This is a genomic window from Cellulomonas terrae (genome assembly GCF_007990265.1).
Lineage (GTDB): Bacteria > Actinomycetota > Actinomycetes > Actinomycetales > Cellulomonadaceae > Cellulomonas > Cellulomonas terrae.
The window spans coordinates 78672-94903 of sequence record NZ_BJWH01000014.1 but is presented as its reverse complement, the minus strand read 5'-3'; the positions used below and the strand labels follow the sequence as shown (position 1 = coordinate 94903).

11 protein-coding genes are annotated in these 16232 nt (G+C 72.2%); 2 read left to right on the top strand and 9 right to left on the bottom strand.

The features are described from left to right. Positions 1 to 71: 71 nt before the first annotated feature. Positions 72 to 950: a hypothetical protein gene (locus tag CTE05_RS13510; RefSeq protein WP_146846834.1), complete on the top strand. Its 879-nt coding sequence runs from the start codon at positions 72 to 74 to the stop codon at positions 948 to 950. Here CTE05_RS13510 and CTE05_RS13505 read toward each other — a convergent pair. From CTE05_RS13505 to CTE05_RS13475, 7 genes are all read right to left on the bottom strand, one after another. Continuing rightward, positions 906 to 2252: a M16 family metallopeptidase gene (locus tag CTE05_RS13505; protein WP_146846833.1), complete on the bottom strand. Its 1347-nt coding sequence runs from the start codon at positions 2250 to 2252 to the stop codon at positions 906 to 908. The genes CTE05_RS13510 and CTE05_RS13505 overlap by 45 nt on opposite strands. A 2-nt stretch (positions 2253 to 2254) precedes the next feature. Continuing rightward, complete coding sequence (locus CTE05_RS13500) at positions 2255 to 4498, bottom strand: polyribonucleotide nucleotidyltransferase (protein ID WP_146846832.1); 2244 nt, start codon at positions 4496 to 4498, stop codon at positions 2255 to 2257. 217 nt (positions 4499 to 4715) lie between these two features. After that, positions 4716 to 4985, bottom strand: coding sequence for a 30S ribosomal protein S15 (gene rpsO / locus CTE05_RS13495; RefSeq protein ID WP_028049909.1), 270 nt, complete (start codon positions 4983 to 4985; stop codon positions 4716 to 4718). A 92-nt stretch (positions 4986 to 5077) separates the two neighbouring features. After that, positions 5078 to 6106, bottom strand: coding sequence for a bifunctional riboflavin kinase/FAD synthetase (locus tag CTE05_RS13490; RefSeq protein WP_146846831.1), 1029 nt, complete (start codon positions 6104 to 6106; stop codon positions 5078 to 5080). A 113-nt stretch (positions 6107 to 6219) separates the two neighbouring features. After that, complete coding sequence (locus tag CTE05_RS13485; RefSeq protein ID WP_146846830.1) at positions 6220 to 9525, bottom strand: glycoside hydrolase family 9 protein; 3306 nt, start codon at positions 9523 to 9525, stop codon at positions 6220 to 6222. 128 nt (positions 9526 to 9653) lie between these two features. After that, positions 9654 to 10595 carry a tRNA pseudouridine(55) synthase TruB gene (gene truB, locus CTE05_RS13480; RefSeq protein ID WP_146846829.1) on the bottom strand — a complete coding sequence of 314 codons (942 nt, stop codon included), beginning with the start codon at positions 10593 to 10595 and terminating at the stop codon, positions 9654 to 9656. Then, a complete protein-coding gene (locus tag CTE05_RS13475) occupies positions 10592 to 11185 on the bottom strand; it encodes a TetR/AcrR family transcriptional regulator (RefSeq protein ID WP_246123599.1) in 594 nt (197 codons plus the stop codon). The genes truB and CTE05_RS13475 overlap by 4 nt, the downstream gene beginning before the upstream one ends. Positions 11186 to 11259: 74 nt before the next feature. Here CTE05_RS13475 and CTE05_RS13470 point away from each other — a divergent pair, with 74 nt between their 5' ends. Then, positions 11260 to 12696, top strand: coding sequence for an MFS transporter (locus CTE05_RS13470; protein WP_246123597.1), 1437 nt, complete (start codon positions 11260 to 11262; stop codon positions 12694 to 12696). A gap of 57 nt (positions 12697 to 12753) precedes the next feature. Here CTE05_RS13470 and rbfA read toward each other — a convergent pair whose 3' ends face one another. Together rbfA and infB are read right to left on the bottom strand one after the other, a co-directional pair. Further along, on the bottom strand, positions 12754 to 13194 hold the full coding sequence (rbfA, locus tag CTE05_RS13465; protein ID WP_146846828.1) for a 30S ribosome-binding factor RbfA: 441 nt from the start codon (positions 13192 to 13194) through the stop codon (positions 12754 to 12756). An 81-nt stretch (positions 13195 to 13275) separates the two neighbouring features. After that, on the bottom strand, positions 13276 to 16152 hold the full coding sequence (gene infB / locus CTE05_RS13460; RefSeq protein ID WP_146846827.1) for a translation initiation factor IF-2: 2877 nt from the start codon (positions 16150 to 16152) through the stop codon (positions 13276 to 13278). Positions 16153 to 16232: the final 80 nt, after the last annotated feature.

The window sequence follows — 16232 nt, the reverse complement described above, 5'->3', positions numbered from 1 at the left end:
CGCCGGGAGCGCATCGCGGTGGCGCCGCCACGCGTCCTCATCCCGGCACCGGTGCGTACCGATGCGTCAGTGTGCCTGCCTCGCGTCCCGGTCCCCTGACCCAGGCCGCGTGCGGGGTTCTCGTCGTCGCGTGCGTCGTCGCGTTCGGCGTCCTCGCCATCGTCACCCGGGAGGCCGAGCTCGCCGCCGCGTGGGGCCTGCGGCCCGGGATGCCGCGCGCCTTCTGGTGGTACGTGTGGCGCTGGCCCGTGGAGACGGTCGGCTGGCTGGTGCTGGTGTGGGCCGCCACCCGACGCCTCGCCGCCGCGGGGTCCCGGCTGGTGCACGCCCCGCTCGCCGTGGGCGGCGCCCTCGTCGGGGCGTCGGTGGTCTCGGCGTTCCTCGACGGCCCCGGCCTGGGGTGGGCAGGTCCTGTCGGCATCGTCGACAGCGACGTCCCCGCCTTCTCGCAGTCGTGGTGGTGGGGCGTCGCCGGCCCGTTCGTCGTGGGCGGCGGGCTGCTGGCCGCAGGGTGGCTCGCGCGACGCGGCGCACGCCCCTCGCCGGCGCCGGTGCTGCGGTCCCTCCTCGAGGCCGGCGCGCTCGTCGCCATCCCGCTGCTCAGTCTGGCGTTCGGGGCGGTCGCCCTGACGGCGACCGCGCTCGGGCTCGAGCTCGCGCTGGTCGAGTCGGGGCTGCCGTTCGTGCTCCTCGCGATCGGCGCGCTGGCGGCGTCGGGCGGCGGCCGCACGAGCACCGTCGCCGTCTCGGTCGCGACGCTGCTGGTGGTCAACCTGTCCCTGGTGTGGCGGCCTGCGGCCTACCTGACCGTCTTCGCGGTGGCGTGCGCGCTCGCACTCGTCCCCACGGCCAGGGGGATCGAGTGGCTCACCGCACCGCGGCGCCCGATCCCGGCCGACCGACCGTCAGTCCCCGAACGGGCCGACGCGGACGACCGAGCGCGGGCGTGACGCCAGCTCGGCGGCGAGGTCCTGCACGTCCTGCACCGTGACGGCACGGATCAGGTCGAGCGACTCGTCGATGCTCAGCAGCGAGCCGTGCACGAGCTCGGACTTGCCGAGCCGGCTCATGCGCGAGCCGGAGTCCTCCATGCCGAGCACCAGTCCCCCGGCGAGCTGCCCCATCGACCGCTCGAGCTCGGCCTGCGTGATGGGCGCGTCGGCCATCCGCTCCCACTCCGCGACCATGAGGGCGACGACCTCGTCGACCTTGCCCGGCGTGCAGCCCGCGTAGAGGCCGAAGACGCCGGTGTCGGCGTGCCCGGAGGCGAACGAGTAGGTGGAGTAGGCCAGGCCGCGGCGCTCGCGGATCTCCTGGAACAGTCGCGACGACATGCCGCCGCCGAGGACCGCGTTCAGGACCGAGAGCGTGAACCGCTTCGGGTCCGTCGCGGTGAGCGAGGTGCCGCCGACGATGACGTTCGCCTGCTCGGTGTGCCGTCGGATCGTGCGCTCGACACCGGAGGCGGGGATCCCACCCTGGCCGGCCTGCACGGCGACGTCCGTCGGCACGCGGCGGCTGTGCGGCTCCGCGCCGACGTCCAGGGGCCAGCCACCCGTGGTGAGCGCCTCGCTGACCTGGGCGCACAGCACGTCGTGGTCGACGCCACCGGCGGCCGTGACGACGAGCGTCGAGGGCCGGTAGTGCTCGCGGTAGTGCTCCCACACGGCGTCGCGCGGGACCGCGCGGATGGTGTCGGGGGTGCCGCCGATCGGGCGACCCAGGGCGTGGTCGCCCAGGACGGCGGCGGCGAACTGCTCGTGGACGACGTCGCTCGGGTCGTCGTCGTTCATCGCGAGCTCTTCGAGGATCACGCCGCGCTCGGTCTCGAGCTCGTCGGTGTCCAGGCGCGCGGAGGTGACCATGTCGGCGATGACGTCGACCGCCATCGGGAGGTCCGAGTCGAGCACCCGTGCGTAGTAGCAGGTGTGCTCCTTGCCGGTGGCGGCGTTGGCCTCACCACCGACGGCGTCGAACGCCTCCGCGATGTCCATCGCGGTACGGCGTGCGGTGCCCTTGAACAGCAGGTGCTCGAGGAAGTGCGTCGAGCCGTGGTGGCCGTCGGACTCGTCGCGCGAGCCGACACCGACCCACGCACCCACGGTCGCCGAGCGCAGGCCCGGCATGTGCTCCGTGAGCACGCGGACCCCGCCGGGCAGGACGGAACGACGCACGATGGCGTCGCCGTCCTGCCCGACGGACTGCTCGGCCCCGGGCTGACCCGGGCGGACGAGCGGGAGGTCCAAGGGCATCGTCAGGCGTCGACCGGCTCGGCCGTGCCCTCGACCGAGGAAGCCGCCGCGTCGCCGTCGGCGCCCTCCTCGATCACCGCGTGCAGCGACAGCTTGCCGCGCGGGTCGATCTCGCCGATCTCGACCTGGACCTTCTGGCCCACGGCCAGGACGTCCTCGACGTTCTCGACGCGGCGACCACCGACGAGCTTGCGGATCTGCGAGATGTGCAGCAGACCGTCCTTGCCCGGCGAGAGCGAGATGAACGCGCCGAACGTCGTGGTCTTGACGACCGTGCCGACGAAGCGCTCCCCGATCTCGGGCATGTGCGGGTTGGCGATCGCGTTGATCGCCGCACGCGCGGCCTCCGCCGACGGACCGTCGGTGGCGCCGATGTAGACCGTGCCGTCGTCCTCGATCGAGATGTCGGCGCCGGTCTCCTCCTGGATCTGGTTGATCATCTTGCCCTTCGGCCCGATGACCTCGCCGATCTTGTCGACGGGAACCTTCACCGTGATGACGCGAGGAGCGAACGGGCTCATCTCGTCGGGCACGTCGATCGCCTCGGCGATGACGTCGAGGATCGCCAGGCGAGCCTCCTTGGCCTGCGTGAGCGCGCCACCGAGCACCGAGGCGGGGATGCCGTCGAGCTTGGTGTCGAGCTGGATGGCCGTGACGAACTCGCGGGTACCGGCGACCTTGAAGTCCATGTCACCGAACGCGTCCTCGGCGCCGAGGATGTCGGTGAGCGCCGCGTAGCGGGTCTCACCGTCCACCGTGTCGGACACGAGGCCCATCGCGATGCCCGCGACGGGTGCGCGCAGCGGCACACCGGCGTTGAGCAGCGACAGGGTGGACGCGCAGACCGAGCCCATGGACGTCGAGCCGTTGGAGCTCAGCGCCTCGGAGACCTGGCGGATGGCGTACGGGAACTCTTCGCGGCTCGGCAGCACCGGCATGAGCGCGCGCTCGGCGAGCGCCCCGTGGCCGATCTCGCGACGCTTCGGCGAACCGACGCGACCCGTCTCACCCGTGGAGTAGGGCGGGAAGTTGTAGTTGTGCATGTAGCGCTTGCGCGTCTCCGGGGAGAGCGTGTCGAGCTGCTGCTCCATGCGCAGCATGTTCAGCGTGGTGACACCCAGGATCTGGGTCTCGCCGCGCTCGAAGATCGCCGAGCCGTGCACGCGGGGCAGGACCTCGACCTCGGCCGAGAGCGTGCGGATGTCCCGCAGGCCACGGCCGTCGATGCGGAAGCCGTCCGTGAGGATGCGCTGGCGGATGAGCTTCTTCTGCACCGAGCGGTACGCCGCGGACAGCTCCTTCTCGCGACCCTCGAACTGCGCGGAGAGCTGCGCGACGACCTCGGCCTTGATCTCGTCGAGGCGGTTCTCGCGGGACTGCTTGTCCGCGATGCTCAGCGCGTCGCTCAGCGGCTGCGTCGAGGCGGCCTCGACGGCGGCGTAGGCGTCGTCCTGGTAGTCGGGGAACGTCGGGAAGACCTGGGTCTCCTTGGCGGCCTTCGCCGCGAGCTCCTGCTGCGCCTGGACGAGCACCTTGATGAACGGCTTCGCGGCCTCGAGGCCCTGGGCGACGATCTCCTCCGTGGGGGCGACGCCACCCTCGAACTTGATGATGTTCCAGGACTTCTCGGGGGCCTCGGCCTCGATCATGGCGATGGCGACGTCGTCACCGACGACGCGACCCGCGACGACCATGTCGAACGTCGCACGCTCACGCTCGGAGTACCGCGGGAACGCGACCCACTGGCCGTCGACGAGCGCGATCCGCACGCCACCGACGGGGCCGGAGAACGGCAGGCCCGACAGCTGCGTCGAGATGGACGCGGCGTTGATGGCGAGCGTGTCGTACGCGTCGTCCGGGTGGATCGACAGGACGGTGATGACGACCTGGACCTCGTTGCGCAGGCCCTTGACGAACAGGGGACGCAGCGGGCGGTCGATCAGGCGGCACGCGAGGATGGCCTCGGTGCTCGGGCGACCCTCACGGCGGAAGAACGAGCCGGGGATCTTGCCCGCGGCGTACTGCCGCTCCTCGACGTCGATCGTCAGCGGGAAGAAGTCGAACTGCTCCTTCGGGTGCTTGCCGGCCGTCGTGGCGGCGAGCAGCGTCGTCTCACCGTCGAGGTAGGCGACGGCGGCACCGGCGGCCTGCTTGGCGATGCGGCCGGTCTCGAAGCGGACGGTGCGGGTGCCGAAGCGACCGTTGTCGATCAGTGCCTCGGCGAACTGGATCTCGGGACCCTCCACGGGTGCCCTCCTCTTTCTTGAAGGCGCCGGCCGTCCGCGAGCGATCTTCGATCGAGGCCACCGGACTCCCCTCGCGGAGCTTCCGGAAGCCACTACCGAGGACCGAACCGAGCGGACCGACGCGGTGTGGTGGTGCTGTGGTGCTGGACGTGCGTACTGAAAGGCCGTGACGCCAGACCAGCCCGGACCCTGAGCGGGTCCGGGCTGGTCGGAGGCGTTATCGGCGCAGGCCGAGCCGCTCGATGATGCTGCGGTAGCGGTTGATGTCGACCTTCTGCAGGTACCCGAGAAGGCGGCGACGCTGACCGACGAGCAGCAGCAGACCGCGGCGGCTGTGGTGGTCGTGCTTGTGGGTCTTGAGGTGCTCCGTGAGGTCCTTGATGCGCTGCGTGAGCATCGCGATCTGGACCTCGGGGGAACCGGTGTCACCCTCGTGGGTGGCGTACTCGGTCATGATGGACTGCTTGACGGCACTTTCGAGCGGCACGGTTCTCCAGGTTGTCTCGTTGCGCGGTGCGCCGGGGCATGTCCACCCGGGCTCTCTCTGTCCGCGGCCGTTCGTACGGCGCCCATAGACTATCAGGCTGCGGGGATGCCTCCGGCACCGGGCTGGTCTCCCAGGATCGCCCGCACCCGTGCGACGTCCTCGTGCATCCGCTCGACCAGGTCGTCGATCGAGTCGAACCTCAGCGTCGGCCGCAGCCGCTCGACGAGCTCGAGCACCACGACCTCGTCGTACAGGTCGAGGTCGGTGCGGTCCAGGACGTACGCCTCCACGCGGCGCTCGACGCCGTCGAAGGTCGGGTTGGTGCCGATGGAGACCGCCGCCGGCAGGACCCTGTCGGGGTCGTCGGCGGCGGCGGACGTGCGCCGCAGCCAGCCCGCGTACACGCCGTCGGCCGGGACCATGCCCGTCGCGTCAGGTCCGAGGTTGGCCGTCGGGAAGCCGAGGTCACGACCCCGTGCGTCGCCGTGCACGACGACGCCGCGCAGGCGGTGCGGCCGGCCCAGCACCCGTGCCGCCTGGACGACGTCGCCGGCCTCCAGCAGCTCGCGCACCCACGTCGAGGACCAGCGTCGCCGCAGGGGGTCCGCCACCCGGTCCTCCGCGCTGCCCGGGTCGGCGGACTCGGCGGGGGTCACGTCGTCGATGACCTCGACGTCGAAGCCGTGCTCGCGTCCCAGCTCGACCATGGTCGACAGGTCGCCGGAGTTGTTCCAGCCGAACCGCACGTCGCGCCCGACCACGACCGTGCACGCGTGCAGGACGTCCACCAGGTACCGCCGGACGAACTCCTCGGGCGTCTGCCGGGCGAACTCGAGGGTGTACTCCAGCAGCAGCACGGCGTCGAGACCCGTCTGCTCCAGGAGCTCGAGGCGGTCCGCGTCGCCCGTGAGCAGCGGCGGGGCGGTGTCCGGCCGGTGCACCTGCTGCGGGTGCGGGCTGAACGTCACGGCGACCGCCTGCGCCCCCACCGCCGCAGCGTCGGCGCACATCCGGCGCAGCACGCCCACGTGACCGCGGTGGACGCCGTCGAAGTTGCCGATCGTCACCACCGACGGACCGAAGTCCGCGGGCACGTCGGACAGCTCCCTCCAGACCTGCACACCTGCTCCTCGTCGTCCGTGCCCGCGCGCGATCGAGGGCTCGACGGACAAGCCTGCCATCCCGTCCACCCGGCGCACGCCATCGAGGCGCGCGCCGGGCGGAGGAGCAGGACCTACGAGGGCTTCCCCGGGTGGTGCCCCGGCAGCGTGACCGTGAGCCGCGCAGGGTTCGTCGCCGCGGTCCCGGCCGGGTTCTTGAAGACCGCCCGGTACTCCGTGCCGACGCTCAGCACGCTGGTCCTGAACGTGAGCGTCGTGCTCTTCGCACCCGGCACCGTGACCCACGGGCTGCCGAACCAGCGCACCTGCCACGTGACCGACGGTGCCGGGTAGCCGGTCGCGGCCGCGGTGAACGACACGGTCTTCCCGAGCGCCGCACGGACCGGCTCCGGGTGCTTGGTGACGACCGGGGCCGACTTCGCCACGGTCAGCGTCGCCACCTTGGTCGTCGCCGAGCCGGCCGCGTTGGTGAACACCGCGCGGTACCGGGCGCCGGCGGTGACCACGACGTCCAGGGTGGTCGACGTCGCGCCCACGACGTCGCGCCACGGTCCGGCCTGCTGGACCTGCCACTGGACCGTCGGCGTGGGCCGCCCGGACGCCGCCGCGGTGAACGACGCCGTGGAGCCGAGGGCCGCCGTCACCGACGCAGGCTGCTGCGTGATCTCCGGAGCCACCTGCGCCGGGGCGCCGGCACCGAGGTCCGCGACGAACGACGCCACCCACGACATCGACGAGTTCCAGTTGATCGTGATCTCGTTGGACGCCCAGGAGGAGATGACGTCGAGGTAGCACATCGCCGGCGCGCAGCCCTGCGTGAACGTCGCCTGCATCGTCGGGTCCCAGGTGCCGGTGACCGAGTTGGGTCCGCCCGCGAGCGAACCCGGCGGGGGCTCCGGCAGGCCCGGGTCGAGGGAGTGCGCGAACCAGCGGCTGTGCTGCTGGTGCGAGGCCACCTCGCCCCACCCGGTGACGTACGACTGGTTGAGACCGTTGCGGCCGAGCAGGTAGTCCATCCCTTCGAGCACCGCGTTGCTGTACGTCGTGTCACCGGTGAGGTCGTAGGCGACGCCGAGGACGACCAGGTTGTTGGTCACCGACGAGCTGGAGCCCCAGTCGTAGGTGCCCGACGTGGGCGAGTAGACCGAGCCGAACGGGTGCACCGCCTGGCTGGCGACATACTCGTCCGCCCCGGCGACGACCGACGCCTTGACGTCGGCGAGCCCCGGCAGGTCGTTCGGCACCGTAGCCAGGTCGATCCGACCCAGCGCCGCGGTGCTCCCCCAGTTGAACCCGCCGGCGGTGAACACGTCCGCGGTGTGCTGCGGGCTCGTGAGGACGAACTGCTCGAACTCGTCCTCACCGGTGGTGAGGAACAGCTCCGCGGCCGCCCAGTAGAACTCGTCCGTGACGACGGAGTCGTCGTACGGGCCACCGCCGTCGGAGCCCGCCGCGGCCGGCGCGTAGACGGCCGGGTGCTCGAGAGCGGCAGCCCAGGTCGACCGCGCCGTCTCCAGCAGCGAGTCGGCGAACGCCGGGTCGTACTCGCGGAACAGGCGGGCGCCCTGCGCAGCCACCGCGGCGACGTTCAGGGTCGCGGCCGTGGACGGACGGTGCAGCGAGCGCACCTGCGGGTCGTCCGCAGGAGCCAGCGGCAGGCCCGTCCAGCCCTCGTCGTGGATCTTGTGGTGCACCATGCCCGCGTACTCGCCGGACGGCGCGATCATCTTCTGCATCCACTCGAGCTCCCAGCGCGCCTCGTCCAGCACGTCGGGCACGCCGTTGCCGTGCTCGGGCACGTCGAGGGTGCCGTCGCCGAGCGCTCCGGGCGTCGCCGTGGACGCCGTCAGGGTGCGCTCGTACGTGCCGAGCAGCTGCGCGACCGAGATGCCGCCGTTGACGACGTACTTGCCGTGGTCACCGGCGTCGTACCAACCGCCCGAGACGTCGAGCGTGTAGTCGCAGGTCCAGCCGTCGTAGTAGTCGCGCGGCCCGATGCACGGGACCTCGGTGTCGCCCTGGTTGGGTGCGACCCCGACGTGCCCGGCCTCACGGGCGTACTCCTCGCCGACGATCGCGCCGTCGATCGGCGTGCCGGAGCGGGCCAGGTAGAAGTAGTCCAGCGCGTCCTGGCGGAGCTGCTGGTACAGGTCCGCGTCGATGTCGAACGGCCGGCTCGTCTCCCCGTCGGCCACCAGCGTGTAGCCGGCGCCGGAGGTCGTCACGTCGGAGAAGTCGATGACGTGGACGTTCAGGTCGGTCGAGGCGTCCGTGCCCTCCGGCGTGGTCGTCCCGCTGGCCACCACGGCGTCGGCAGCGTCGTGCAGCTCCCACGGGAGCGCCTCGGTGGCGTCCGTCACGAGGGTCGCGCGCTTCGGTCCCTCGGGGACGTAGCCGACCTGGTTCACGCGCACGCGCGGCCCGGTCTCGGGCTCGTACGGCGGCGGCGGGCTCGCGGTGGTCCGCAGCGACACGTCCGTGATGCAGAACTCGTACGGGACCGACTTGCCCAGGTGGAAGGCCAGCTGGCCGGGCGCCGTGCCGTCGGCGGGGAACGTGAGGTTCGCCGTGAACGGATAGGTGTACGTCGTCAGCTCGCTGGTCAGCGGCACCGAGGCCTGCTCGAACGTGGTCCGGTACGCGCCGCCGCCCTCGCCGACGATGACCCGCACGGGAGTGTCGGGCGTCGCCTTGGCGGTGAAGGACAGGACGTAGTTCTGCCCCTCCTCGACCGGGATCCCGGTGAAGGCCAGCCCGGCGTCCCACGGGTTGCTCTGCCCACCGGGCAGCGTGGTGCAGACGCCGCCGTCGGCGAACACCGGGTCCGCCCCGCCGTACAGGCCCCACGGCCCGAGCGACTCGGCGAACGAGGTGTGCGGCAGGAGCTCGACGTCGGAGGACAGCGACACGTCGTCCAGGCAGAACGTCCACGCGTCGGGGCTGAAGCCGCCGAGCTGGAACGCGATCTGCCCCTCGGGCTCGTCGGGCGTGGCGGTCGCGGGGTAGCTGTCCGCCGCGGTGAACTCGTAGGAGAAGTCCGTGAGGTCCGAGGTCAGCGCCGGGCTCGTGTCGACCACGGTGCCGTACGGGGCTCCGTTCTGGCCGACGAGCGCGCGGATCGTGACGTCGGTCGTCGCCGACGCCGAGAACGCGAGCGTGTACGTCGACCCCTGCTCGACCTCGACGCCGTTGAGCAGGACGCCGACGCCGTACTGCGCCGAGCCGGCGGGGACGTCGACGCAGAAGGCGTCGCCGCTGGTGTCGATCGCCCCCTCGTGGCCGTAGGCGACCCACGCTCCGGGCCCGTCGTCGAACGACTCCTCCGGCACGTCGGCGACGGCCGGGGCGATGCCCACGAGGACAAGTGCGGCTGTAGCGGTCAAGGCGGCGCCTGTGCGCCAGGTGCGACGAGAAACCACGGTGTCTCCCTAGATAGGAGCGCTCCCACAACCCTGTGGGGCGCCGATGACGCTCCGCGCAGAGTAGCCCTCGAAGCGGACATATCGGAAGGGCCTCGAAACGATTCGCCCGGACGGGTGACCGACGCTCAGGCAGGTGCGAACACCAGCGCCGGACGGACCGCGCCGCCCCGCTCCTCGAGCAGCGCCACGAGCTCGCCGTCCGGGCCGATCCCCGCGACGGTCGCCCCCGGTGCGCCGTCGACCACCGCGATGGACTGCCCGTAGGACAGGGCGCGCGCCTCGGCGGCGGTGAGGTCCCGCACCGGGAACGTGGCACGGGCGGAGTCGGCGAGCGACACGACGTCGATCGGCACGTCCGTCGGCAGGGCACCGAGGTCGTCCAGCGACCTGGCCACGTCGAGCGCGTAGCCCCCGACCCGCGTGCGCCGCAGCGCCGTCAGGTGCCCGCCGACGCCGAGCCCGGCGCCGAGGTCGCGGGCGAGGGCGCGGACGTAGGTTCCCGACGAGACGACGACCGTCACGTCGACGTCGAGCGCGGGCGAGCCGTCGTCGGTCCGCACCGGTCGCACGTCGTGCACGTCGAACCGGCTGACGGTGACCGGGCGTGCCGCCAGCTCGACGTCCTCGCCGGCGCGGACCCGGGCGTACGCACGCTGACCGTCGACCTTGATGGCGGAGACGGCGCTGGGCACCTGCTGGATCGCTCCTGTCAGCGCGGCAGCGCCCGCGACGACGTCCGCCGAGGTCACCCCGGACGCGTCGACGGTGGCGAGGGTCTCCCCCTCGGCGTCGTCCGTGGTCGTGGTGACGCCCAGCCGGACGGTCGCGGTGTACTCCTTGTCGGCACCGACGACGTAGGTCAGCAGCCGCGTCGCGCGCCCGATCCCGACGACGAGGACGCCGGTCGCCATCGGGTCGAGCGTGCCCGCGTGCCCGACCTTGCGGGTGCTCGCCAGGCGGCGCATGCGCGCCACGACGTCGTGGCTGGTCCACCCCGCCGGCTTGTCGACGACGACCACACCGTCCGCAGCGGTCGGCCGACGGGGACCGGGATCGGTCCGCGTCACGCGGTGCGCCGCTCGGTGATGCTGTCCTCGACGCACTGCACGAGCGCGTCGAGGCCGCCGTCCTCGCCCCGGTGCGCGGGCGCGTCGACCGCGAGCAGCACGTTGATGAGCATCCCGTGCGCGACGAACCCGCGGGCGGTCTCGTCGTCGGCGCCCGACCGTTCCCGGAACAGGTGGAACGCCTCCCCCAGCGTGTGCCGGGCGACGCGACCGACCTCCTCGTCGGCGCCGGCGATGAACCCGTGCATGACCAGGCGGAGCAGGTCGCGGTCCGCCAGGAGGCTCACGTACGCGTCGCCCATCGCGCGCCCGGCGTCGGGCCCCGCAGGCACGGCGCCGAGCGTGGCGAGGATCTGCTCGCTGGCCTCCGAGTACGCCGCGAGGAAGAGCTCACGCTTGGTGCCGAACAGGCGGACGACGTACGGCTGGGACACCCCCGCGGCGCGGGCCACCTCGTCCGTGCTGGCGGCGTATCCCCGCTCCGCGAACACCCGGCGGGCGGCGACCAGGATCTCGGCGCGCCGCTGCGTGCCGGACATGCGCCGGCCCGGCTTCTTCGCCGTCCAGTCGACGGGCTGCTCCTGAGACATGGTTGACATGTTATCAGCCGATGCCTACGGTCTGCTCTTGTTAGTAATCAATCAATGCCAACGAGGAGACTCCCGTGGCCGTCACGATGCCGGCACCCGCCGAGCTGCCCGTCGCGCCACCTCCGGTCCGGCGCCGCCGGGGCACCGCCGTCGCGCTCGTCGCCGCGTCCGTCCCGATGTTCATGGCCACCCTCGACAACCTCGTCATGACGACCGCGCTCCCCGTCCTGCGCACCGAGCTCTCCGCCACGCTCGAGCAGCTCCAGTGGATGGTGAACGCCTACACGCTGAGCTTCGCCACCCTGATGATCGCTGCGGCGACCCTGGGTGACCGGTGGGGACGCCGCCGGGTGTTCGTCGCCGGCATCGTCGTGTTCGCGCTCGCCTCGATCGCGTCCGCCCTGGCCACGAGCGCCGAGCTGCTCATCGCCGCCCGCGCGGTCCAGGGCGTCGGCGCCGCGGCGATCATGCCGCTGTCCCTCACGCTCCTCGCCGGCGCCGTGCCCGCAGCACGACGGGCGATGGCGATCGGGATCTGGGGCGGGGTCTCCGGGCTCGGCGTCGCACTCGGGCCCGTCATCGGCGGCGCGGTGGTCGACGGCATCTCCTGGGAGGCGATCTTCTGGATCAACGTGCCCGTCGCCGTCGTCGCGATCCCCCTGGTGCTCTGGGCGCTGCCCGAGTCGCACGGCCGGCGCCAGCCGCTCGACCTCGCCGGGCTCGCCCTGGCCGGTGCGGGCATCCTCTCGCTGACCTGGGCGATCATCCGGGGCAACGACGACGGCTGGGGCTCGGTCACCGTCGTCGGTGGGATGGTGCTGGGCGCGCTGCTGCTCGTCGCGTTCCTCGTCCGTGAGTCACGGACCGACCACCCGCTCATCCCGCTGCGGCTGTTCCGGGTGCGCTCGTTCGCGGTGGCCAACGGGAGCGCGCTGGTGTTCTCGTTCGGCGTCTTCGGTCTGGTGTTCCTGCTGGCCCAGTACCTGCAGATCGGGATGGGCTACACGCCGCTCGAGGCAGGCATCCGCACGCTGCCCTGGACCGCGGCGCCCATGATCTTCGCGCCGATCGCCGGCATGCTCGCGCCGCGCGTCGGGGTGCGGCCCCTGCTCACCCTGGGACTCGCGATGCAGGCCGCCGGCCTGGCGTGGCAGGGGTTGATCGTCTCCACCGACGGTCTCGTGTACGCCGACCTCGTGCCCGGGCTCGCCCTGGCCGGCATCGGCATGGGCCTGACCTTCGCCCCGAGCGCGACCGCCGTCCTCTTCGACATGGCGCCCGACGACCACGGCACCGCGAGCTCGGTCAACGCGACGATCCGGGAGGTCGGCGGCGCGCTCGGCATCGCCGCGCTGGTCGCGGTCTTCACCGCGTCCGACGGCACGCTGACCCCCGACGGCTACGTCGCGGGCCTGCAGCCGGCCGCCCTGGTCGCCGCCGGCGTCGTGGCGCTCGGAGCGCTGATGGTGCTGCTGTGGATGCCGCGGGAGACCGGACGCCAACGCGTCTGACCCCACGCGCACGACGGCGCCCCCTGGTTCTCCAGGGGGCGCCGTCGTGTGCGTGCGTCAGTCGTCCGCAGAGTCCTCGTCGTCAGCCCTCTTGTACGGGTCCGCATCGCCCGCGAAGCTCGCCTGCGCGGCCAGCGCCGCGACCTCACGGTCGCGACGGGCAGCCTCGAGCAGCGCCGCGTCGAGCTGCGCCGAGGTGTCCGGCAGCGCGTCGAGGTGGAAGTCCAGCGACGGGGTCAGCCGGATGCCCGTCTGCTTGCCCACCTCGGAGCGGATGATGCCCTTCGCGCTCTCGAGCGCGGCGGCGGTGTCGGTGCGTGCGGCGTCGTCGCCGAGCACGGTGTAGAAGACGTCGGCGTGCTGGAGGTCGCCGGTGACGCGTACGTCGGTGACCGTGACGAAGCCCAGACGCGGGTCCTTGATCCGGGTGTCGAGCATCTGTGCGACGACCTGCTGGATGCGCTCGCTGAGCTTGCGGGCGCGGGCGGTGTCCGCCATCGGCATGCTCCTTTCTGGTGAGAGACCGCGGGGCGGGCGAGGAGGATTCCTCGCCCGCCCCGCGGGCGTTGATCACTGGGGTCAGGCGCGAGGCTTCTCGCGCATCTCCCAGGTCTCGATGATGTCGCCGGTCTCGACGTCGTTGAACGACCCCAGGCCGATACCGCACTCGAAGCCCTCGCGGACCTCCGTGGCATCGTCCTTGAACCGCTTGAGCGACTCGATCGACAGGTTGTCCCCGATGATCTTGCCGCCACGCGTGATGCGGGCCTTCGAGTTCCGTCGGATGAGGCCCGACCGCACGATCGAGCCGGCGATGTTGCCGAACTTCGACGAGCGGAAGACCTCGCGCACCTCGGCGGTACCGAGCTGCGTCTCCTCGTACTCCGGCTTGAGCATGCCCTTGAGAGCAGCCTCGACGTCGTCGATCGCCTGGTAGATGACCGAGTAGAAGCGCACGTCGACGCCCTCGCGGTCCGCCAGCTCCTCGACGCGCTCCGCGTACTTGACGTTGAACCCGATGATGATGGCCGAGTCGACCGTGGCCAGGTTGACGTCGTTCTGCGTGATGGCACCCACCCCACGGTGGATGACGCGCAGCTCGACCTCCTCGCCCACGTCGATCTTGAGCAGCGCGTCCTCGAGCGCCTCGACGGCACCCGACACGTCGCCCTTGAGGACCAGGTTGAGGGTCTCGACCTTGCCCTGCTGGAGCGCCTGCGTGAAGTCCTCGAGGCTGATGCGCTTGCGGCGCTTGGCCAGGAGGGCGGCACGCTCGGCCGCCTCGCGCTTCTCGCCGATCTGACGCGCGGTGCGGTCGTCCGGCGCCACGATGAACGTGTCGCCGGCGCGAGGCACCGAGGTCAGGCCGAGGACCTGCACGGGACGCGACGGACCGGCCACGGTGACCGGCTCGCCGTGCTCGTCGAACATCGCACGGACGCGGCCGTAGGCCGTTCCCGCCACGACGGCGTCGCCGACCTCGAGCGTGCCCGACTGGACCAGCACCGTCGCGACGGCACCGCGGCCCTTGTCGAGGTTCGCCTCGATCGCGACACCACGAGCTGCCTTGTCGGCGTTGGCCCGCAGGTCGAGCGCGGCGTCCGCCGTGAGGAGGACGGCCTCGAGCAGCTGGTCGATGCCCTGGTTCTGCTTGGCGGAGACGTCGACGAACATCGTGTCGCCGCCGTACTCCTCGGCCACCAGGTTGTACTCGGTGAGCTGCTGGCGGATCTTGGCGGGGTTGGCCCCCTCCTTGTCCACCTTGTTGACCGCGACCACGATCGGCACACCGGCCGCCTGGGCGTGGTTGAGCGCCTCGATGGTCTGGGGCATCACGCCGTCGTCGGCCGCGACCACGAGGATCGCGATGTCGGTCACCTGCGCACCACGGGCACGCATGGCGGTGAACGCCTCGTGGCCCGGGGTGTCGATGAACGTGACGGCACGGTCGATGCCCTCGTGCACGGTGTGCACCTGGTAGGCACCGATGTGCTGCGTGATCCCACCGGCCTCGCCCGCGACGACGTCCGTCTGGCGGATGGCGTCGAGCAGCTTGGTCTTTCCGTGGTCGACGTGGCCCATGACGGTGACGACCGGCGGGCGCGCCGTCAGCTCGTCGTCGCCCTCGGCCTCGAGCTCGGCGTCCAGGTCGATGTCGAAGGCCCCGAGCAGCTCGCGGTCCTCCTCCTCGGCCGACACCATCTCGATGACGTAGCCGAGCTCGACCGCGAGGGTCCCGAAGGTGTCCTCGTCGAGCGACTGGGTCGCCGTGGCCATCTCACCGAGGTGGAACAGCACGGTGACCAGCGAGGCCGGGTTGGCGTCGATCTTGTCGGCGAAGTCGTTCAGCGACGAGCCGTGACGCAGGCGGACGACGGTCTTGCCGTTGCCGCGAGGAACCTGCACGCCACCCAGCGAGGGGGCCTGCATCTGCTCGAACTCCTGACGCTTCGCGCGCTTCGACTTGCGGCCACGGACGGGACGACCGCCCGCACGACCGAAGGCACCCTGCGTGCTGCCGCGACCGGCACCGCCGGGACGACCGCCACCGCCACCGGGGCGACCGGCGAAGCCGCCGCCACCAGGAGCGCCACCGGGCGCACCGCCACCGCCGCCGGGACGCCCGGCGTAGCCGCCGCGCGCGCCGCCACCGGCACCGCCGGGGCCACCACGGCCGCCACCGGGACCAGCGGGACGCTCGCCGGGGCGACCGACACCGCTGGAGGTGCGACCGGGCATCATGCCCGGGTTGGGACGCGGGCCACCGGGACGGGGACCGCCCGGACGGGGACCGCCGGGACGCTCGCCGGCCGAGGCGGCCGGAGCACCCTCGGCGGCGGGACGCCGGTCACGGTCACCCGGACGCGGCATGCCCTGCGAGGGCGCGAACGGGTTGTTGCCCGGACGCGGCGGACGGGGACCGCCGCCACCGGGACGCTCGCCCTGACGGGGCATGCCCTGGGACGGAGCGAAGGGGTTGTTGCCCGGGCGGGCGGCAGGCGGGGCCTGACGCGGGCCGGGTCGGACAGCAGGGCTGGCCGGAGCAGCGGCAGCAGGGGCCTGCGCGGCGGCCGGGGCCGGGCGCGCGGGAGCCGGACGTGCCGGAGCGGGGGCTGCCGGAGCCGGGGCTGCGGGGGCAGCCGGCGCGGCGGGGGCCGCAGCGGCCGGCGCGGGGCGCGGAGCCTCGACCGGTGCCGCGGGTGCGGGTGCTGTGGGCGCAGCGGCGGCCGGGGCGGGCGCCGGGCGTGCCGGTGCCTTCGGGGCGGGTGCTGCTGCGGGGGTGGAACCTCCACCACCACCGACCGGGTAGGTGTCCCGCAGCTTGCGGACGACCGGCGGTTCGATGGTCGAGGATGCTGAACGGACGAACTCTCCGAACTCGTTCAGCTTGGTCATGATGGTCTTGCTGTCGACCCCGAGCTCTTTGGCGAGCTCGTAGACGCGGACCTTGGCCACATCTCTCCTGTCTCGGTCCGCCCGGACAGGGTCGGACCGTCGTTAGTGCTGGGTACTCATCGCTGGGTACTCATCGGTGC

Bases quoted from the DNA above. Each gene is read 5' to 3' on its own strand.
- CTE05_RS13475 (WP_246123599.1), bottom strand. From the start codon at position 11,185: ATGTCTCAGGAGCAGCCCGTCGACTGGACGGCGAAGAAGCCGGGCCGG.
- CTE05_RS13505 (WP_146846833.1), bottom strand. From the start codon at position 2,252: ATGCCCTTGGACCTCCCGCTCGTCCGCCCGGGTCAGCCCGGGGCCGAG.
- rbfA (WP_146846828.1), bottom strand. From the start codon at position 13,194: ATGGCGGACACCGCCCGCGCCCGCAAGCTCAGCGAGCGCATCCAGCAG.